20 protein-coding genes and 1 pseudogene are annotated in these 18,850 nt (G+C 46.9%); 13 read left to right on the top strand and 8 right to left on the bottom strand.

What is annotated here, in order from left to right; genetic code table 11:
* From NIES2104_RS28520 to NIES2104_RS28495, 6 genes are read left to right on the top strand one after another with little or no spacing between them, the layout of a single operon-like run.
* The gene (locus tag NIES2104_RS28520; RefSeq protein ID WP_059002308.1) at positions 1–1,206 is read left to right on the top strand and encodes a hypothetical protein; all 1,206 of its coding nucleotides are present in this window, start codon (positions 1–3) and stop codon (positions 1,204–1,206) included.
* Between the two features lie 19 nt (positions 1,207–1,225).
* Positions 1,226–1,747 carry a DUF1257 domain-containing protein gene (locus tag NIES2104_RS28515; RefSeq protein WP_156427136.1) on the top strand — a complete coding sequence of 174 codons (522 nt, stop codon included), beginning with the start codon at positions 1,226–1,228 and terminating at the stop codon, positions 1,745–1,747.
* Positions 1,748–1,766: 19 nt separating this feature from the next.
* Positions 1,767–1,958, top strand: coding sequence for a DUF2997 domain-containing protein (locus NIES2104_RS32530; protein WP_059002306.1), 192 nt, complete (start codon positions 1,767–1,769; stop codon positions 1,956–1,958).
* Between the two features lie 3 nt (positions 1,959–1,961).
* Positions 1,962–3,653, top strand: a complete 1,692-nt coding sequence (locus tag NIES2104_RS28505; RefSeq protein ID WP_059002305.1) for an AAA family ATPase — start codon at positions 1,962–1,964, stop codon at positions 3,651–3,653.
* 9 nt (positions 3,654–3,662) lie between these two features.
* The gene (locus NIES2104_RS28500) at positions 3,663–3,872 is read left to right on the top strand and encodes a Ycf34 family protein (protein ID WP_059002304.1); all 210 of its coding nucleotides are present in this window, start codon (positions 3,663–3,665) and stop codon (positions 3,870–3,872) included.
* A gap of 11 nt (positions 3,873–3,883) precedes the next feature.
* Entirely contained in the window at positions 3,884–4,687 is an 804-nt protein-coding gene (locus NIES2104_RS28495) for a WGR domain-containing protein (protein ID WP_059002303.1), read from the top strand.
* A 9-nt stretch (positions 4,688–4,696) separates the two neighbouring features.
* On the opposite strand, the gene NIES2104_RS31095 is transcribed toward NIES2104_RS28495, so the two are convergent.
* A complete protein-coding gene (locus NIES2104_RS31095; RefSeq protein WP_072218262.1) occupies positions 4,697–4,915 on the bottom strand; it encodes a helix-turn-helix transcriptional regulator in 219 nt (72 codons plus the stop codon).
* Between the two features lie 589 nt (positions 4,916–5,504).
* On the opposite strand from NIES2104_RS31095, the gene NIES2104_RS28485 reads away from it, so the two are divergent.
* The 3 genes and pseudogenes from NIES2104_RS28485 to NIES2104_RS28475 form a co-directional block, all read left to right on the top strand.
* Positions 5,505–6,197 carry a DUF1016 N-terminal domain-containing protein gene (locus NIES2104_RS28485; protein ID WP_059002301.1) on the top strand — a complete coding sequence of 231 codons (693 nt, stop codon included), beginning with the start codon at positions 5,505–5,507 and terminating at the stop codon, positions 6,195–6,197.
* Positions 6,198–6,683: 486 nt separating this feature from the next.
* A complete protein-coding gene (locus tag NIES2104_RS28480) occupies positions 6,684–8,486 on the top strand; it encodes a reverse transcriptase/maturase family protein (protein WP_059002300.1) in 1,803 nt (600 codons plus the stop codon).
* A gap of 96 nt (positions 8,487–8,582) precedes the next feature.
* A pseudogene (locus NIES2104_RS28475) lies at positions 8,583–9,080 on the top strand (PDDEXK nuclease domain-containing protein); the annotation flags it as partial.
* A 108-nt stretch (positions 9,081–9,188) separates the two neighbouring features.
* Here NIES2104_RS28475 and NIES2104_RS28470 read toward each other — a convergent pair.
* Both NIES2104_RS28470 and NIES2104_RS28465 read right to left on the bottom strand, forming a co-directional pair.
* The gene (locus tag NIES2104_RS28470) at positions 9,189–9,473 is read right to left on the bottom strand and encodes a hypothetical protein (RefSeq protein WP_059002298.1); all 285 of its coding nucleotides are present in this window, start codon (positions 9,471–9,473) and stop codon (positions 9,189–9,191) included.
* 245 nt (positions 9,474–9,718) lie between these two features.
* Positions 9,719–10,081, bottom strand: coding sequence for a calcium-binding protein (locus NIES2104_RS28465; protein WP_059002297.1), 363 nt, complete (start codon positions 10,079–10,081; stop codon positions 9,719–9,721).
* Between the two features lie 137 nt (positions 10,082–10,218).
* Between NIES2104_RS28465 and NIES2104_RS32045 the strand changes: the two genes are divergently transcribed.
* Positions 10,219–10,368: a hypothetical protein gene (locus NIES2104_RS32045; protein WP_202815235.1), complete on the top strand. Its 150-nt coding sequence runs from the start codon at positions 10,219–10,221 to the stop codon at positions 10,366–10,368.
* Here the strand turns inward: NIES2104_RS32045 and NIES2104_RS28460 are convergent.
* Both NIES2104_RS28460 and NIES2104_RS32760 read right to left on the bottom strand, forming a co-directional pair.
* Positions 10,362–12,386, bottom strand: coding sequence for an NACHT domain-containing NTPase (locus tag NIES2104_RS28460; RefSeq protein WP_059002296.1), 2,025 nt, complete (start codon positions 12,384–12,386; stop codon positions 10,362–10,364). The two genes, NIES2104_RS32045 and NIES2104_RS28460, sit on opposite strands and share 7 nt — an antisense overlap.
* A gap of 83 nt (positions 12,387–12,469) precedes the next feature.
* Positions 12,470–13,855: a TIR domain-containing protein gene (locus NIES2104_RS32760; RefSeq protein WP_059002295.1), complete on the bottom strand. Its 1,386-nt coding sequence runs from the start codon at positions 13,853–13,855 to the stop codon at positions 12,470–12,472.
* Between the two features lie 164 nt (positions 13,856–14,019).
* On the opposite strand from NIES2104_RS32760, the gene NIES2104_RS28450 reads away from it, so the two are divergent.
* The 3 genes from NIES2104_RS28450 to NIES2104_RS28440 all read left to right on the top strand — a co-directional run bounded on the left by NIES2104_RS28450 (position 14,020) and on the right by NIES2104_RS28440 (position 17,530).
* The gene (locus tag NIES2104_RS28450; protein WP_156427134.1) at positions 14,020–14,256 is read left to right on the top strand and encodes a hypothetical protein; all 237 of its coding nucleotides are present in this window, start codon (positions 14,020–14,022) and stop codon (positions 14,254–14,256) included.
* 228 nt (positions 14,257–14,484) lie between these two features.
* Positions 14,485–14,670: a hypothetical protein gene (locus NIES2104_RS32755; RefSeq protein WP_202815234.1), complete on the top strand. Its 186-nt coding sequence runs from the start codon at positions 14,485–14,487 to the stop codon at positions 14,668–14,670.
* A 106-nt stretch (positions 14,671–14,776) separates the two neighbouring features.
* Positions 14,777–17,530 carry a tetratricopeptide repeat protein gene (locus tag NIES2104_RS28440; protein ID WP_072218261.1) on the top strand — a complete coding sequence of 918 codons (2,754 nt, stop codon included), beginning with the start codon at positions 14,777–14,779 and terminating at the stop codon, positions 17,528–17,530.
* A 122-nt stretch (positions 17,531–17,652) separates the two neighbouring features.
* Here NIES2104_RS28440 and NIES2104_RS28435 read toward each other — a convergent pair whose 3' ends face one another.
* The 3 genes from NIES2104_RS28435 to NIES2104_RS33860 form a co-directional block, all read right to left on the bottom strand.
* A complete protein-coding gene (locus NIES2104_RS28435) occupies positions 17,653–18,090 on the bottom strand; it encodes a hypothetical protein (protein WP_156427133.1) in 438 nt (145 codons plus the stop codon).
* Between the two features lie 181 nt (positions 18,091–18,271).
* Positions 18,272–18,421, bottom strand: coding sequence for a hypothetical protein (locus tag NIES2104_RS33865; protein WP_339375265.1), 150 nt, complete (start codon positions 18,419–18,421; stop codon positions 18,272–18,274).
* A 39-nt stretch (positions 18,422–18,460) separates the two neighbouring features.
* Entirely contained in the window at positions 18,461–18,844 is a 384-nt protein-coding gene (locus NIES2104_RS33860; RefSeq protein WP_339375264.1) for a PDDEXK nuclease domain-containing protein, read from the bottom strand.
* Positions 18,845–18,850: the final 6 nt, after the last annotated feature.

Genomic DNA, 18,850 nt, shown 5'->3' with positions numbered 1-18,850 from the left:
ATGCTAATTCTCGATCAACCCTCGCAAACTCAACTTGTTGCAGAGTCACAGTCTGTTTCGACTTCAAAGACTTCCAAAGCACCAACTGGATTCACGATTCGCACGATCGAGCGAGATTTACGTCTCTTTTCTGAGGAGCGGATGTATTACGCAGAAATCAAAATTTGTGGCGGTGACTCGCGGGTGGCAGTGATCGATGTCGAAGATTTTGCGCCACCGCAAGAAGTCTTAGCAGCGTGGAGAGCGTTAGGGCGAAAAGTTCAGCCGCCACAGATCAAAGTTTTTCAAGAACTGAAGCAGGCGATCGACGAACTGACCGAAGAACGGCGCAAAATCTATACCGAATGCACGATCGACCTCTTGCCATACCGTGCAATTCCTGGTTCTTGCTTTGGGCATTTTATTGAGCGATATCAGGCACTCCAAGCCTTGAGTACGGAAAAGCTCAATCAGGTTCTAGCAGCCTATCGAACCTCAAAAGAGCGATGGTTGCGCGACGAAATTCAACCGATGATTGCAGCCGGACAGTTTTCGAGTGAACTCACTCAGCGTCGGCTCGAAGTGTACGAACGGCGTTATCCCAAACTTGAGAAGATTCAGCAGCGATTTGGCATTCAACTCAAAGGTCCATTTCGCCTCGAAAGCTTTCAAGAAGCACTGCAACGAGATTCAGAACTTCAGCGATTAGAGCTTGAACGTTCACAAACACAGCTAATGCTGACACAAGCACAAGCAGAACAAGAAAAAACTGAAGCTGAAGTCAAGGCGACACAAGCCCAAGCACACGCTGAATTGATTGCGTTGCAGCAAGCTTATCAATATCAACAGCAACAAATCAGAAGTGCGATCGACCAAAAAATCGTAGAACTGCGTGAGCAAATTCTCAAACTATTAGTTCACAACCTGCGAAAGCTGCTGAACAAAGATTACTGCCCAGGAAAATTGCCCAAAGGCTTGAACCAGCAGTTTCAAAGTTTGGCAGAGAGTGCGGCTGTGCTATCTCAGCATGATCAATCACTCGCGGAGGTACTCATCAACTTGAATCAGGTGCAATCGACAGCTACAAGCCAGCAGTCTGAGCATGAAACTTTGCGATCGCAGGCTTCAACGCTACTGGCTGATTTGGAAAAACAGCTACAAATTCCTGACTTGGATCGACTCGAAGCCGATGGCATTGATCGATCCGATTGGGTGGTTTTCGAGTAATGAAAATACTGGAGGAACTATGAGTCACTTTGCAACGATTACGACACAACTGAACAATCGAGAAGCTCTGATCGAAGGGCTGAAAACCTTGCTGATTGAGAGAGGCATTATCGCAGAGGTGGAGGTACACGAGCAGCCTGTGAAGTTGATCAGTGACTACGATCGACGCAGCCAAGCTGAAGCTGAAATTATCATTCGTCGTCATCACCTTCATACTCCCCAGCGCAAATCTCAGCTAGACGTTGGCTTTCGATGGGATGTTCGCCAAAACTGCTTTGTGCTAGTCGCAGACGCTTGGGATTTCAATCAAAATGCACTCGGTTTTGCTTTCCCTCGAACTCAGCGGCAGCACCGAACGTTATCCCCGATCGAACATTTCAACGAGGAAGTTCAGTTCTACCACGATGAAGCAGTGATTCAGCGCGACTATCCGGTGCATCTTTGGAACCGCGAAGATGTTGTTCTCGATGATGGCTCGATCGAAACGACACTCACCCAAATTGTTTCGATTTCAGATGCGACGGTCAGTGCAGCCTGGTAAGCAATCAATGGAGGTAACAATGTCTCAGATCAAAATTGTTCGCAAACGGGGACAGACCATGAAAGTTGAAGTCGTCGGGCATCAAGGGGAAAGCTGCACTCAGCTTACAAAAGCGCTCACACAATTGGGTGCAAGCGAAGTTGAACTGAAGCCTGAATATCATGAACAGCCTGTCCAAATTCAAACTGATATTTCTCTAGGAGGTCTGTAGATTATGGCATTCGATGTCGCGCAACTAAAGCTGTATTTCAACGCCAAAATGTCTACGATCGCGATCGATACCCGTACTGCGTCGGAGCCAGATTTGATTTTACGATCGCTTGTCACGGAGTATGCCGTACCGAAGAACTTACAGGTACTCCACTGGGATGCGTCGCTGGGTGTGAGTGGACTTGAAACGCTGACTCCGCAGTACAAAGGCAAACAACTTATTGGAGTGGTTGCCGTCCCAGGCGTGAAAATCGCGACGAATCTGCACATGGTTGAAGCGGTGTTGCGCTACATCGAATCTGCTTGTCAAACTCAGGCAAAAGGTGAATCCGATCAACAATCGCGCCCGACCTTGTTTGTGCTGCGAGATCTCTATCGCTACATTGCGGCTCGTGACTCGAATCCCGCTTTTGTGCGGTTAGCAGTGCGCGTGTTTAATTTGCTCAAGCGATCGCAAAACTCTTTGATCATTCTGCATGACGGTTCGCGAACACCGCCGATTTTTCAAGATTTGGTGGTCGATATGCAAAATCCACTACCATTAGCAACCGAAGCCGAAGCAATCTTTGAACATAGACTTAAAGCTCTTCAGCGTAGTGCCAAGGCTCAATCTCAATCATTTGAGGTCAATTTGTCCGAGGACGATCGCAAACGATTAATTCGAGCATTGCTTGGCATGACTCCTGAAGGCATGGATGACGCGATTCAACTGGTTGCTATCAAGCGTAAACGACTCGAAGCACAGTCGATCGACGACATTCTCGAAATCAAAAAGCAGCAGTTCGCAGCAAGAGGAATTCAATACGCGAAAGCACCAGATGTTCCAGTTAAAGGAATGCCTGTGCTGCAATCATGGGCAGTTACACAAGCTGCATTACTCGAACCCGAAGCACAAGAAAGCTGGAATTTACCCTTTCCGCGAGGCGTTCTACTTGTGGGCTATGGTGGCACGGGTAAAACACTGGGTATTAAATGTCTTGCAAAAGAATGGGGACTGCCGATTCTAATTCTCGATACGAGTAAGTTGGTGCAAAAGGAATTGGGTGCATCTGAGGAAAATCTCAGACAAACGATCGCAGCAGCCGAAGCAATGGCTCCCTCAATTCTATTCATTGATGAAATGGACAAAATGTTCGACGGTGGCAGCGGGAGTGAGTCCGATGGCGGTACAACCAAGCGGATGTTTGGCTACTTTTTGCAGTGGTTCCAAGAACATACTTCGGCGGTCTTCGTGGCGGCAACTGCAAACCGTCCTGGGTGTTTCAAACCTGAACTCTTACGCCGATTTTCTGAGGTCTACCACGTTCCCTTACCAAATTTAGCGGCTCGGCGCGAGATTTTCCAGGTTCAGATGCAGCGATATAAGCTTCTTAGCTTTGATGCCGACCTCGAAAGTCCAGCCGTTCAAGCCTTAATCGAACCGCTTGCTCGCCACACCGATCGCTATACCGGAAGCGAAATTCATGACATTGTGTTTGCTTGTGCGGCTCAGGCATACGCTCAACGCCGACCCGGACAGGTGACGATCGAAAACCTACACGCACAAATTGATCGCAAGCCACCGCGATCTCTCGGTGATGCTGAAGAACTCACAGCCTTAGATCGTTGGGCGCGAAACGGACAAGCGCTATGTGTCGCACCAGAAACTGAGGAGCAAATTGAAAGCGATCGCACTGTCGTTTGGGAAGAAAATTAGGAGCCGATCATGTGTATTTGCGTGAATTGCCAACTTGTCGATCGCTGCATTACCTATCATCAAGTCGAAACCAGTCACCAAGAAGTTCATCGAAATCAATCTCCCGATTTTCAGCCGCGTCAGCCTCAAATCAGAGTCCATCGCCAAACTGAGCAGATGGAATTCGATGTTGTGAATTGCGGCAGTTTCCAGGCACAAGAAAAATTTTCAAACGTTTGAGGAAATTCGTCATGACTTCTGATCAGTTTCCAGATCTTTCGAGTGCAATCGCCTCAGTTCATCTGATTTGCGTAGACAGCCGCAGCAATCACAATAAATTCTGGCAAGGCTATGTTTTACCCGATGGCACAGTCTTCGCGAAATATGGACGAGTGAACTACAAGGGACAAACCCACTCCTACGCCTGCGCCAATGTCGTAAAGGCACAAACGAAATTACAACAAATTGTGCGTGACAAAAAAGCGAAGGGCTACATGGAGGCAGAAGTCGATCGCACTTCCGATCAATCCCTCAATTTTGAAATTCTCGGCAACCGCGCCAAATTGATCAAAGCGCAAATTCAGCAACTCGAAATCGATGCCGCGATCGTTCACGAACAGACCTCAGTTCGATTCAATCCAGAGAAAGGGCAGTACCAAACTGGATTAGGTGCAGTGTCTCATCAAACGGTGGCTCACGCTCAAACCGCCCTCGATCGCGTCTTGTATGCTCAAGGATCACGAAACCGACAAGACTTAGCTCAGGCGGTTGAGGCTTATTTACGCTTGATCCCGTTGCCTGTTGGTATGTCGCTGAATCCCACAGCATTAATCGGAAACGTGACTCAGGTTCAAACTCAGCGGCAAGTTCTAGAAACGCTGAAAACAGGACTCGATCGCATTGCTGAGATTCGCGGACAAATCCAAGCAGCACTTTCCGCCCAAGCGTTTGAACAGATAGAGAGATCGTTCTGGATGAACTGGGGTGAGACAGAAGAATCTGAAATCGATTTCGATTTCAGTGATACGCGATCAGACTGCGTTCTTTGGGATTAAATAAAAAATTTAAGCAATCCTAGGGATCGTTGTTGGTAGATCACTAAACGGGACTTTGACTGCTGCTGCAAACGCTTCCCACTGGTGAATTGAAAGGGATGGAGTCACTAGGTCTTTCTCCCATTTCCGAACGGTAGACGATGAAATTCCAATCTTGACTGCCAACTGTTCCTGTGACAATCCAGCGTCTTCTCTCATCTGTCTAATCAAGTGCCCGGTTGTTATCATGACCCACTCGAATCTGTAAAACCCCGCCAAGAATACTCATGCCGGGTTCTGAGACTATCTCACGATTATCCACCGTTTTCCTAATTTCTGCCAAACACTCTCTTAAAGAAAATTTTTGAAGCCCAATTTTTTGCGCTTTTTCTTGACCCCACGAACTAATTTGGGCGTGATCCACCACCTGCTGATCAGATCTACTGTGACAATGTGGCGATGGATCAGAACAGGTTATCCAACCATTATTTAATCACGACATTCCACCACGGAACATCCGCACATTATACTGGCGCGATGAGTCTGCTTAACGTTGACATTCTTATTTAGAGACTTAAGCGAGACTTACAAGACGAAAGGCGACCTTCATCTAAACTCATTGCATCAAGAGAAGCAAACAGAGGCTCCAATGGATTTCTTAGCAATTTGTCTTGGCACTCTATGCCAATTGCTAACCATCACATACAGCAGATTTGGGCGCGAAAAGCCGTTCACATCTTGAAATTCTAGGCAAGCCGTCCGATCGCCTTCGCTCTCCATTCTCCTTGCTGTTGCGAATCACAATTTCATAAAATACTCCAAGTCTTGGTAATCAAATATGCCTGAAGCTCCTGAAAACAATTCATCAGATTCAACCCCTAACCTGTACCAGACAGTTTTAGCGGAGGTGAGTGACCTACTTGAATCCGCGCGTCGTGAGGCTGCAAAAACGGTAAACACTCTCATGACTGCCACTTATTGGGAACTGGGACGGCGGATTGTTGAACTGGAGCAACAGGGCGCTGAACGAGCGGAATATGGCAAGCAGATTGTTGATCGCCTCGCCCAGGATTTATCGCCAAAATTTGGACGAGGTTTCAAGAAGAGCAATTTGTTTCAGATGAGAGCGTTCTACCTCACCTACCCAGATGCAGCACAACCCTTGTCTGAAGAGGCGACTAACATTTTCCAAACACTGTCTGGAAAATTCCCGCTGCCTTGGTCTCATTATGTAAAGTTGCTCTCAGTCAAAAATCCAGAAGCGAGAGCGTTTTATGAGGCAGAAGCATTGAGAGGTGGCTGGTCGGTGCGGCAATTAGATCGGCAAGTCTCAACCCAATTCTACGAGCGGACGCTGCTATCGCGGAACAAAGCAGCCATGCTTGAAAAATCATCACAGTCTGGTGAAGGAGAAGCCATTAGACCAGAGGATGAACTGAAAGATCCATTCGTTTTGGAAGTGCGCCGTGACATTTGGAATGACATCCTTGGCACAGCCAAGAGAACACTTGGGAGGTGGTGTCTAAGCTGACCAATCTACCTGGAGCCGAAAGGTAAAGGGGAAAGCAGCATATTGGTAAAGCGGTGAGCGGAGATAAAATGCCCAAACCACTGCACCGCGAAGCTTGTGAAGCAAGGTAAAGGCTGGATTGCTTGAACTCTAGTCCCAACTAGACCAAACGTAGTCTCGTCGGAACGGCATTTGATACCGACGCTGGTTCATCCGGGTGCATAATTCTAAGGCATTTGGAACTCTCAAGAATCAGAGTGTTCAGGGATGACCTGAATTAAGGGAACGAACGGAGTACCTAACCTTCACTCGGACGTGTCATTTCAGAAAAGCGCGGGATTGCCTACGGGACGCGAGTCCTAACAGGTTGAGGGGTGAGTTCCCTCAACTGAGAGTGAATCTTTCACTCTGGCAACGGAGCCTCCGTAGTAGTCAGCGAACGGGAAAGCCGTTTACAAGGCGAAGGGAGGCAGGTCACTCGATGAACCACACAGAGAGGTGCGCGAGATGCGTGAAGCCGAAACTGTTTTAGACATCATCCGTGGGCGAGGACATCATCGTTCACCGTTAAAAGACCTCTATCGACAACTGTACAATCCCCAACTCTACCTCCGCGCTTATGGGCGAATCTATCGTAACAAAGGCGCACTGACAAAGGGAACCACAGCGGAAACGGTTGATGGTATGTCAATGGACAAGATTCACGCCATCATCGAAGCAATTCGATATGAGCGGTATCGTTGGACTCCGGTTCGACGAGTCTACATTCCGAAAAAGAATGGAAAAACTCGTCCATTAGGACTGCCATCTTGGTCTGACAAACTACTACAAGAGGTGATCCGTTCTCTCTTGGAAGCCTACTATGAACCTCAATTCTCCGACTCGTCTCACGGCTTCCGCCCAGGACGAGGCTGCCACACCGCATTGAGCACTATCAAACGAGTGTGGCACGGCACCAAATGGTTCATCGAAGGCGATATCCAAAGCTGCTTCGACAGCATCGATTCAGAGATCCTGCTGAAGATTCTGCAAACGGATATTCCAGACAACCGTTTCCTGCGGCTGATCCGAAATTTGCTGCGGACAGGATACATGGAAAATGGGCGACATACTCCAACCCTAAGTGGGACACCGCAAGGGTCAATTCTGAGTCCCATCCTTTCCAATCTCTACCTCAACAAATTAGATCAGTTTGTCGAGCAAACGCTGATTCCAGCGTACACAAAAGGGCAACGACGGGCACATCATGCAGCTTACAACCACCTCACCTATCGCATTCGCTGCCTCAGACAACAGGGACAAATCGAAGCCGCTCATGAACTGGAACAGCTTCGTCGAAGCGTCCCAGCTAATGACCCGAATGATCCCAATTATCGAAGGTTGCGATACGTGAGATACGCTGATGATTTTCTACTTGGTTTTGCTGGAACAAAGCAAGAGGCAGAAGCAATCAAGGAGCAGCTTAGGACGTTTCTACAAGAGGAACTCAAGTTGGAATTGTCCGAAGATAAGACCCTAATTACCCATGCCCACACCGAGCCTGCCCGTTTCCTTGGATATGACATTTCGATTACGCACTGTGATTCTAAAATCACAACAAACCGTCGCTCAGTGAACGGCGGAATCGCGCTCAGAATGCCAATATCTTTCATGAAAGACCGCTGTCGGTTTTACATGAAACGAGGAAAGCCTATTCATCGGATGGAACGAACGCACAACACGGACTACAGCATTATCAGTCAATATCAATCGGAGTACCGAGGCTATGTCCAGTACTATCAATTGGCAGATAATATTGCTTGGCTCAATCAGCTTCACTGGGTGATGCGAACCTCCCTACTGAAGACATTGGCACACAAGCACAAATCGTCAGTTGCGAAGATGGCACGCAGATATCGTGCCAAACTCAAAACGGCTGAGGGATGGAGAACGTGTTTGGAAATTACCGTTCCACGAGCAGACAAGTCGCCCTTGATTGCTCGCTTCGGTGGAATTCCGCTCAAGGTCAATTTGACGGCAACGATCCGAGACCAAGCTTTGGCTCGACACCCACTCGGTCGAACTGAACTGCTACAACGACTACTAGCAGATACTTGCGAAATCTGTGCCTCGACGCAAAACATCGAAGTCCATCATATTCGCAAGCTTGCCGATCTGAACTCGGCAGGGCGCAAATCGAAACCCGATCGGGTGCATCTGATGGCAGCGCGGCAACGGAAGACCTTAGTGTTATGTCGAAAATGCCACGACGACCTTCATGCGGGTAGACCGCTACGAGGTCAGACGGAACGAGTGACTGGAGAGCCGTGATGCGGTGAAAGCCGCACGTCCGGTTCGGAGGGAGGACGATGGAAAAGGAGCCGCAAACGCCACCTCGTCAGCGTCCTACCCTACTTTTTATCCCTTAAAGATGAATATTCAGAAAATGATCTAGAAGAAGCGTTAATTCAACATATTGAGAGTTTCTTACTCGAACTCGGCAATGATTTTGCTTTCTTGGGACGGCAAAAGCGATTACGGATTGGGGAGCAGTGGTTCAGGGTGGACTTGCTCTTTTTCCATCGACGGTTACGCTGCTTAGTCATTGTGGAATTAAAGTTGGGCGATTTTTCCTATGCAGATGCTGGACAAATGCACCTCTATCTCAACTATGCCCGTGAGAATTGGATGTATGCCAATGAAAACCCGCCTGTTGGTTTGATCCTCTGTAATCGTAAAGATGAAGCGATCGCACATTATGCTCTCGAAGGGCTTCCGAATAAGGTGATGGCTGCCGAGTACCAAATGGTGCTTCCTGATGAGAAATTGCTTGCGGCAGAACTGGAACGCACTCGCAGAACGCTGGAGCAGCGAAAATTGTCTGGCGACGATCCGAATTCGATCAATGAACACGATCCTGTGTGAGAACGCTCCAGCTTCATCCAGTTGGAATAAGGGAAAAGCTCAATAATCGTTATCGTTAAATGCCCTCATGTACAGCGGCTTCTGCAAGAAAAACCAAGTCGTTTGATGCTAATCGGAAACCTGAGCTTCAAAGACTTGGATTCCAGGCTGTTCTAAGACAAATCCTACATCGGTCAGTTCTCCCATACGTCCCGTAATTACTGCAAACCAGTTTTCGTACTGCGCGATCGCATCGACGAAATTCTTCCAGATTCGCGGACGCACAGTAATTGTAATGATTGCTGTGCCCGCGTCGATCGTAAATTCCTGCCACCCATTTTCGACTTCCACCACATCGGGTAAGTCTGTAATCCTCAGCGTAATCGGATCAAGTGTGCCGCGAACTAGAGCCATGACAATCCAACGAGAACGGAGTCTCAACATAGTACGATGGCGCAGGTTGTTGGCGCATAGGGCGATCACCCTTCGAGCAATTCTCGATTGGTTAAGTATCGGTTGAGGAAATGATTTCGCCTGTCCAGCGGTAGCTTCACTCCACGTAGTGTTCGCGATTTGCCCAAAACAAACAGTGAGGACACGACTCTCCTTCAGGGTAATCAATGCCTTCCTCATTCTGATTCCACTCCCAATCGCCCTGCTTAACCAAATTCGTAGCCTTGATTCACCCAGTAATGCCAGTCTGCGATGGCTTGCTGTGTTTCATCATCGGCATCGATCGCTTCTAGCTGAATCAAAGGAACTGCCAATGTATCGCCCTCCCACTCGATTTCAACGAACATCTCTTGCTCACATTCATCTTCCGGAGCCATCCCCACCACCTCTACTGTTTTGCCTTCTTTGAGCGGAGAGATGCGGCGTTTGCTGACACAGGTTGCTGTGAAGGGAAACTGCATTGTATCTTGCAAATAGTAATACCAACCCATTGCCTGTTCTTCAGGTCCATAGGCATCGACAACAATTTCCATCGTGATTCTTGTTTCTCGTTCCTCGTCACGAGACATAATTGACTCCTGAATCCTTCGTTCTTATTATCATGCCTGAACACAACCCAATCGACCGAGACATGAAGCTGAACGTATTTTAAGTTATAAAACAATTGAACTGACTCGTTCTATATTTCATCGAAGTGCATTTGTTCTTGCAGTCAATCGACTGTGGTGAGTTTCGGGAAGCAAAACGACTGATTGGACGCGCTCTTGCTGGCAATCCTCTGGCTGACATTGCTGATGAGCTACGCGATTTTTTGCTAGACAAGATTTACTCTCAACGACAAGCGATCGGCTACTGAAAACCATCCAACTTCAGCTTCTTGCGTCTTTCGATTTCAGCGATCGGGAGTAGCAGTGTTTCTTCAACTTCCTTCTTGATTTCTGAATGGCTCAAACACTCTATCAACAGTTTGTTTGCGTCATAGTACTTTTGCAGTAGCTCAATCTGTACTTCGGTGAATTGCCAGTAACGCCCAATATTGCGATGCTCGATTATGATATCTCGTAACTCATCAAACCATTCTGGTTCGCAGTTCCCTAGCCACTCATCGAACTCTTCCTGTTCCCCTGGTAATTCATCCAATAGCTTTTGAAGTCCTTGCTTCAGATCATTATCTGCTTGAGAAGAATTGCAAATTTCGTCAACAATTTCAATAGTTCGGTCAATTATGAGACAAATGGTACAGCTAAGAAGATAGTCATGGATAAAGTCAAAATCATTAGAAGTAAAACTATACTCATAGGCAAGATCAAAATCAAGAGATAAGTCAGGACATAGAGCAAGAGTAAGAGAGAAATCTGAGTCAAGAGCAGTATTATAAGCAAGTTTTGCACCATCTTCGAGAGCAAGTTCAAGACCAATTGTGATGTCGTAATAGAATGCTCTTGCAATGAGATACTCATATGGCACATCTACAGATTGGGACTTTTCATTCACCCATTCCAGAAACTGCTGGATCTCTCTGCTATAGCCCACGATCCGATCTGTTTCCACCTTCATCAAATGTAAGAAGTTGTTGGAATTTGGCAGCATTTCTGCTGTTAGTAGAAACACTTCTTTCCACGGAGACTTGATAAGATGCTTGACCAGATTTTGCCAATTGGCTTGATCACAGAACCACTTTGCTACAAAAAACTCTTGAAAGGTCAGGTGTGAAAACGACCAAATTTTCTGCGATCGCTCAATCAACAATCCATGCTGGGACTCGATCGCCCGCAATACAAATCGCGCATCCTGCTGCCCGATCCCTAGAAACTCAGCGATATAACCCTCAAGCTCCGCCTGCTCGAACAGCACATACTGCGCTTGCTCAAATTTCTTCACAGCAAGATAGCTTAGTAGCTCCAGCTTTCGCTCCACTGTTAGCTCTTGATAAATCTCACCTCGCTCCACATCTCGCGATCGATCCCACTTTTCTAAAAGTAGTTCCAGCCCTTCCTCATACAACCTCGATCGCTTTGAATAAAACTTGCCAGTCTGCTCAAACACAGCACAGGATAGGCTTAACAAGATCGGTGTGATGACTAACTCGCAAATGGGCTTGTTTTCATCTAGAAACAGCTTCTCTAGAAATGCTTGTGATTTTTCTTTTCCTCCTCCTCCTGCAACTGCGCTGAACCAATGCAAAACAAACGATCGCACCTGTGATTCATCAAAATCAGCAACTTCTACATAATCAAATCGCTCAAATCGTGAGTCTTGGCTTTGAGTTCGACAAGTCACCACAATTTTTACTTGCGGATAGACACGAGCAATTCGCTTAATTTCCTTTGTAATGCTCTGACTAGCTTCACCCGTTACCTCATCTAGCCCATCCAACAAAATTAAGGCTTTACCTTGTCTGAAGATAGCTTCGATTTCTGCATCAGATAAATTCCAGCCATGAGAAAGGAAACGCTCCAGACAATACTCAAATGAATGACCATCATCAACAAACTCTCGCAGCCTAATCAATGCTGGAATACAATCTGCCTGTAGGTTCCCCTGATTACATTCCGTCACAAGTCGCTGTAAGTAAGTTGTTTTTCCTGATCCGGGCTTACCTAACACCATAACATTGGTATCGTGATCGAGAATGCTTAGACCTGGTACTCGCTTCTCTGAGTTTCCTAAGCCAATGCGATCGAACCCTCGATAACTTCCATTCCTACTAAAATCCTGCCAAAGATCTGCTAGTTCCGATCGTCGATTACTACTGACTTGTTCGAGAATATTGACATCAACGAACAATTCTCCCAGAGGAACCCAATGATCCACACCCCACAAGGGCATTGTGCCATGCAGCTTCTTAATGTCATCGTGAATCTGCGATCGCACTCTCCGCACTAACGCATCAACTGAAATATCGCCATTTGTTATTGGCTCACTCTCTGGGCGACCTTGAGACGAGAGTGAGCCAGCTAAGGGTTTTGCGTCATCTCCTTGATCGCAGTACGAATACCCTTTGCAATGTCTAGAAATGCCTCATCCTGATTCGCCCAAGTTGTGACAGGCTTACGATCTTTGGGCAGTGTCTGAAGTTTGTTGAAAGGCATCCCATCTAAATCAACTGGACGCAGCACGATCGGAATCACCCGCGCTTCTCCTACGGCATGGCGTTCCATCGCCCGCTTAACTTCTTTATCAAAACAGTAGTCCGACGCAATGAAATCGGCACTCACTAAGAGCAAGATGACGTGAGCGGTGTTGAGATGCCGATCAATTTCACCCTCCCACTCTTTGCCTGCTCCAATTTGTCGATCGTGCCATTGCCGGATGATACCTTGCCGCTGGAGAGTAGTCAGATGCGTTGCGAGTTTATCTCGAAGTACCTCATCTTCATGAGCATACGAGAAAAAAATCTCAACCTCGCTAGTCTTTGGAGCAGTGTTCATTTTCGTCGTTCCTGACTGTGAGGGCTTTTCAGCAGACGCATTGTGAAAGTGGATGTTGCCAATGTATGCAGTTCCGCCCTGCTGAACAACTGTTTGCCATCCTTGGGCACCGCCAGCGTTGTCCTGTCGCATTCCGCTTGTAGCGGCTGATGAAGATTTTGGTACTCTCGGCTTCGATTGCAGCTTTGCCAACATCTCAAAAGCAAATGCGCTGGCATGATGAGCCGCAATGTCCTGATACCCAGCTTTGTCTGATTCCTGCTTGTGGTCGATCAAATCTGAGATGCCGCGAATGACGATCGCTTCCACTTGCTTGTTTGCTCGGACTGCTTCAAGAAAGCCTAATCCCTCCATTTCCACTGCGATCGCGGCTTCGTACTGCGATCGCAAAAGCTGATAGATCTGCGATCGCGTGTCTGCAATGACTTTCTCTCCAGCTGCGATCGGAGCGACAAAAACTCTCGGTGCAGGACTCGGCACAGAAGCTAATCGTTTTAACCAGTCTGGTTTTCTCGCTTCCGCCTTCGCTCGTTGTTCTAAACCGTAATCTGCATCACGGCTTCTCGATCGCGCTTTGAATTTCGCCTCGGCTCTGCCAAACTCGTATCCATAGACCTCAGTGGCAGCGACTACATCCCCTAACTGAACATCTTTGATCCCGCCTGCCACTCCAATGAAGAGAATAATATCAGGGTTGAAATATGCGATCGCGCGTTCTGCTTCCAGTGCTGCGCTTGGATTGCCTGCCCCAATCTCAACAATGCCTACATCCCACATTTGCTCGTTAGCGAAGAATTCTCCTCGCTCGTAAATAGTCTGTTGAGGATGAATGTCTTCTCGCAGATTCGATAGGCGAGCGCGGACGGCGAGATACTCAGCAGAAAGAGCAGTAAGAATGACGGCGCAAGGCATAGGCTCTGGGCGGAGGGTTGTGTTTATTGTGACAAGGTTTGAGCAATTTTGCCACTGAAGGACGCGCATTTATCTCTTCTGCTTAAAAAGATTGCATCGAGCAATTCTTTGACCGTTACCCATGCACAATAGAGACAGCCTTTTCAGCTTATTATGTGGACATCTTGAAAATCAGAAAGACAGTCGTCAGCGATTCTCTGGAGTTGAGTGGTTTATCTCAGTTCCAAGGGCAAGAAGTTGAGATCATCATTTCTCCGATTTCGCCCCCTCATACAACGGATGCAGCCTCCTTCATGCGCTTTGCAGGGCTTGCTGCAACTGAAGCTGCTTTGTTAAAAGATCTGGAAAGAGAGATTGAGATTAACCGCGATCATGATTTGCACCGACAACCTGACCTGTGAGAAAAGCTATCTTAGATACGAACATTCTGTCTTACTTTTTTCGAGGCAATTCTTCAGTGGTCAAGAAGCTAAGGCAGTATCTAGCAGTTTCATCATCAACTGACCTTCTCATTGCTCACCTACTATGAAATGAGGGGCGAATTGCGTTACAGAGATGCTTGCAATCTGTTAGCTCGCATTGAGTAATTGGCGAATGAAAGCGAGATTCTACCGCTCAATTTGATCACGATGGACATCGCCAGCGATATCTATGTGGACTTAAGAACGAGAGGATTTTTGGTTGCACCGATGGATCTTTTGATTGCTGGGTCTGCGATCGAGCATGATTCTCTTCTAATCACGGCTAATGTTTGTCACTTTCAAAACATCGCAGGATTACAGTCCGGAAATTGGGCAGATGAAAATGTAATTTAACGCTCATCTCTCAGCTATCCTCCGTAGAAATTGTAAGAATATACGGAGAAACTTCAAACACTGCGGTAGAAATACGGGTAGCAGTCGGATTCACCCCTCGAATTGTATGGCAGACCTGATCACATATTTGTGCCAAATCGCAACCACAGAGCTACACGAGGCTCCACAGGCAACGACCCAACAGCTTGCCGATCGATTAAAACGGGCAGTCGAGCAGAATCAAGCATTGCAGGCAGCATTGCAATCTGACGATCGCTTAATTCAGATCAATCAAGGCGATGTCACTGCTTTTCAAACACTGGTCAGTGGCGGGATTGCCAATATTGGGGTTCATTTGCATGGTGCAGATGAGGCGAAGCTGATTGAAATTGTGCGGGAAGTGCTGCGATCGTTTCAGCCCGTCGGAATTCCGCAGAATTTGCCCTCGAATGGAACTGCAACCTTTGTGGGGCGCGAGGCAGATATGGCAGCCTTGCATGATCAATTACAGCAATCAGAACGGGTGGTGATTGCTTCGATTCATGGCATGGGTGGCATTGGTAAAACGGAATTAGCCTTGCAGTATGCGCTGCGTCATTTCGCTGGAAAACTCTACCCTGGGGGCGTGTGTTGGCTACGATCGAGAGAAGAAGTCGGAACTCAGATTGTCTCGTTTGCGCGATCGCAGCTAGGTTTGCAGCCACCGGAGGATTTGGAATTGCTGGAGCAAGTGCGCTGGTGTTGGCGCAATTGGCAGGCAGGTGAAGTGCTGGCTGTGTTTGATGATGTACAGCAATACGCAGATGTGGAAGCGTTTTTGCCGCCTGCTGGGGAACCGCGCTTCAAGGTGTTGATGACGACGCGCCTGCTGAAAGTGGCAAAATCGGTACAGAATTTTGAAATCAAGGTGCTGGATGAAGCCTCTGCTCTAAATCTGTTGAGGGCGATCGTGTTAGATGGACGCATTGACCAAGATTTAGAGACGGCAAAGCGGCTGTGTGAGTGGTTGGGCTATTTACCGTTGGGCTTGGAGCTAGTGGGACAATATTTGGAGCATGACGAAGATATTGAGCTATCGAGTGAAGATGAAAACTGTCCTGGGCTGTGGCAGCGACTACAGAAGGCACGGTTAGATGCGATCGCGCTCAAGGAAACATACTCTGGCATGACTGCAACAGATGGTGTTGCAGCAGCCTTTGAGTTGAGTTGGCAGCAATTAGATGAGGCAGAACAGCGACTTGCGACACTCTTGAGCTTGTTTGCTCTAGCAGAAATTCCCTGGGTTCATGTTCAATCTTGTTTGCCAAATTTGAGTGTAGAAGAGTTAGAGAGATTGCGGAACCGAAAGTTATTGGGGTTGCATCTGCTCCAACGAACGGGAAAGGGGATGTATCAGCTTCATCAACTGATTCGTGAGTTTTTTGCGGCGAAGCGATCTCAACGAGCAGATAGAACAGAATTGCAGCAGTCATTCTGTCAAGTAATGGTGACAATAGCAGGGCAAATTCCGCAAACAACGACGGTATGTACTATTGAGAATTTAATCCCTATAATGCCGCATCTTAAAGAGGTGGCAACGGTATTGTCACGTTGTTTGACAGACAAGAAATTAATGATTGCTTTGACCCACATTGGTTGGTTTTATCAAGGACAAGCAGCTTACGAGGAAGCAGAGAAATGGTATGAGCAGAGTTGCGCTATTATAAAGAAACGTTTAGGCAACAACAACGTGTATGTTGCAGCTACTCTCACTAATTTAGGGGCAGTCTACCGTTTTCAAGGGCGCTATAGTGAAGCTGAAAAGCTTCATCTTCAAGCTCTTCAAATTCGACAACAGCAATTAGGAAGCAATCATCTTCATGTTGCAAATAGCCTAAATAATCTAGCAGCCCTTTATGAATCAGTAGGACAATATGTTAGGGCAGAATCTTTTTACATTCAAGCTCTTGAAACTCGACGACAGCAATTAGGTGAAGACCATTGCGATGTTGCACAAGTGCTTAATAATCTAGCAAATCTCTATCGTCTTCAAGGGCGCTATAGTGAAGCTCAAACATCGTTTAAGAGAAGCCTTGAAATTTGGCGGCAACAGTTAGGTGACGATCACCCAGAGGTTGCACAAGGACTTAATAATCTAGCCTCACTCCACGTTGACCAAGGAGACTACAGTGAGGCAGAGATATCATATCTTCAAGCCCTTCAAATTCGACAACAACAGCTAGGTGACAGCCATCCTGATGTCGCACAAACCCTTCATAATTTAGCAACGCTCTATACGAGTCAAGGACGTTACAGTGAGGCTGAATCTCTGCTTAAACAATGTCTTCAAATTTGGCAGCATCGATTGGGAAGTCATCACACCTATTTGGCAATTAGCCTTAATGGATTAGGAGAACTCTACCGTCTTCAAGAGTACTACAGCGAGGCTGAATCTCTATTCCTCCAAGCCCTGCAAATTCTGAATCAACAGTTAAATGTTGATCATCCTTATATTGCAACTACCCTTAATAATCTAGCCCTATGCTACTCCTCACAAGGACGCAATAGTGAAGCAGAACTATTCTACTTGCAATCGCTCTCAATTCGGAGACAGCAGTTGGGAGTTAATCATCCCGATGTTGCAGCTAGCCTCAACAACCTTGCACTATGCTATCAGTCCCAGGAACGCTATAGTGAAGCAGAGTTGCTATACATTCAGGCGATTGTGATTTCTTGTGAGCGACTAGGAGAACACCATGTTAATACAAAAACTTTTTTGAGCAACTTCATAGCTTTCTTGCAGCAGATGATTCAGAGTAATCTTACTTTGGAACTCTCGACTCATCCAATGACGACATCGCTCCTTCAAAAACTTCAACCCGAACTTGATGCAAAAATTTAGGAATCACTTTAACTTTAGTTGTCATAGCGCGATCGCAAATTCTCCAAATTCCTCCGAACGGTAACTGTACTGGGATGCTCCGTTCCAAATCGACTTTCAGCGATCGCGATTGTAGATTACTGCTATTCAGGTTTGGAAGTTCCATGCTGGTGAATCTCACCGATATAAGCCGTACCTCCCTCTACCTTGGTTTGCCAGCCTCTAGCGTTGTCGTAATTATTTTGGGTCATGTTGCTATTGTCTACGAGCCGACCTGCATGAATCTCTTGAGCGATCGCTTGAACTTCTGCGGCGAAAGCAGGATCAAGCATCTCCACACCCAGCAGTGTTCCGACCGTCCCGATCGCAGTTTCATCTCCAGTCTCTGCTTTCGCAAGCGCATCTTCTGCCACTAGATGTTTCCCGCGCAATCGATCCCAAAGTTTCTGCCGAAGTTCACCCATTTTTGCAATCGCTGCGGTAGTAAACTTCTTTGCCAATTCCCCAGAACCGGATTTGATGAACTCCTGGAAGGCAAGGGTGGCGATTGCAGTAGCAGTTAGTGTTGATACAGGCTCCATAATGGCAATTCGGAAACAGTGCTGATCTCCGTTGTATCGCAGGGATCAGCCGACTTCTGTAAATTTTTACAAATTCTGTAGAAAAACGCTTGAGATTTGACTGAAACGGCATCTTCATGTGTTCTAAGTTGGCAGACCCAAAGTTAGAGAGAAATCAGTTTGTGGCAAATCACAACGACTTTCAATCTACAGTTTGATCACCCTCTTCCACCACAGATGCCACTGCTTCGATCTGATGTTGCAATTCCTCGATCGAAGGCAGCTTCTCTTTAAATTCTTCTGGTAGTGTGGCAGTTGTTCGATAGGTCGAAACGCTGATTGGCTGAGACATTCCCTGTAGTGAGTATTCAACGATCGCTTTCTTCTTCGATCAACAAAGAATAATCCTGATCGTTGGATTATCGTGAGGACGGCGCAATTTATCATCGATTACATTCACGTAAAAGTTAATCTGCCCGGAATACTCCGGCTTGAAGTCGGTCGTCTTCAGTTCGATCACGACAAAGCAGCTTAACCCCAAGTGGTAAAACAACAAGTCCGCGAAAAATTCATCGCCTTCTACCTCTAGTCGATATTGACTGCCGACAAAAGCAAAGCCTACTCCAAGTTCAAGCAGAAACTTCTGCATATGTTCGATCAAGGCACGTTCTAAATCACGCTCTAAGGATTTTTCGTGCAGATTTAGAAAATCGAGATTGTATTCTGATTTGAGAAGACTCTGGGCAAGATCAGATTGAGGTGCAGGCAGTACCACTTCAAA

This window comes from Leptolyngbya sp. NIES-2104, from assembly GCF_001485215.1.
In the GTDB taxonomy this organism is placed as follows: domain Bacteria; phylum Cyanobacteriota; class Cyanobacteriia; order Leptolyngbyales; family Leptolyngbyaceae; genus Leptolyngbya.
This window is presented reverse-complemented; position numbering and strand designations above follow the sequence as displayed.

Coding starts and splice junctions, on each gene's coding strand:
- NIES2104_RS28520 (WP_059002308.1), top strand. CDS start 1: ATGCTAATTCTCGATCAACCCTCGCAAACTCAACTTGTTGCAGAGTCA.
- NIES2104_RS28515 (WP_156427136.1), top strand. CDS start 1,226: ATGAGTCACTTTGCAACGATTACGACACAACTGAACAATCGAGAAGCT.
- NIES2104_RS32530 (WP_059002306.1), top strand. CDS start 1,767: ATGTCTCAGATCAAAATTGTTCGCAAACGGGGACAGACCATGAAAGTT.
- NIES2104_RS28505 (WP_059002305.1), top strand. CDS start 1,962: ATGGCATTCGATGTCGCGCAACTAAAGCTGTATTTCAACGCCAAAATG.
- NIES2104_RS28500 (WP_059002304.1), top strand. CDS start 3,663: ATGTGTATTTGCGTGAATTGCCAACTTGTCGATCGCTGCATTACCTAT.
- NIES2104_RS28495 (WP_059002303.1), top strand. CDS start 3,884: ATGACTTCTGATCAGTTTCCAGATCTTTCGAGTGCAATCGCCTCAGTT.
- NIES2104_RS31095 (WP_072218262.1), bottom strand. CDS start 4,915: ATGATAACAACCGGGCACTTGATTAGACAGATGAGAGAAGACGCTGGA.
- NIES2104_RS28485 (WP_059002301.1), top strand. CDS start 5,505: ATGCCTGAAGCTCCTGAAAACAATTCATCAGATTCAACCCCTAACCTG.
- NIES2104_RS28480 (WP_059002300.1), top strand. CDS start 6,684: ATGCGTGAAGCCGAAACTGTTTTAGACATCATCCGTGGGCGAGGACAT.
- NIES2104_RS28470 (WP_059002298.1), bottom strand. CDS start 9,473: ATGGCTCTAGTTCGCGGCACACTTGATCCGATTACGCTGAGGATTACA.
- NIES2104_RS28465 (WP_059002297.1), bottom strand. CDS start 10,081: ATGTCTCGTGACGAGGAACGAGAAACAAGAATCACGATGGAAATTGTT.
- NIES2104_RS32760 (WP_059002295.1), bottom strand. CDS start 13,855: ATGCCTTGCGCCGTCATTCTTACTGCTCTTTCTGCTGAGTATCTCGCC.
- NIES2104_RS32755 (WP_202815234.1), top strand. CDS start 14,485: ATGGACATCGCCAGCGATATCTATGTGGACTTAAGAACGAGAGGATTT.
- NIES2104_RS28440 (WP_072218261.1), top strand. CDS start 14,777: ATGGCAGACCTGATCACATATTTGTGCCAAATCGCAACCACAGAGCTA.
- NIES2104_RS28435 (WP_156427133.1), bottom strand. CDS start 18,090: ATGGAGCCTGTATCAACACTAACTGCTACTGCAATCGCCACCCTTGCC.
- NIES2104_RS33865 (WP_339375265.1), bottom strand. CDS start 18,421: ATGTCTCAGCCAATCAGCGTTTCGACCTATCGAACAACTGCCACACTA.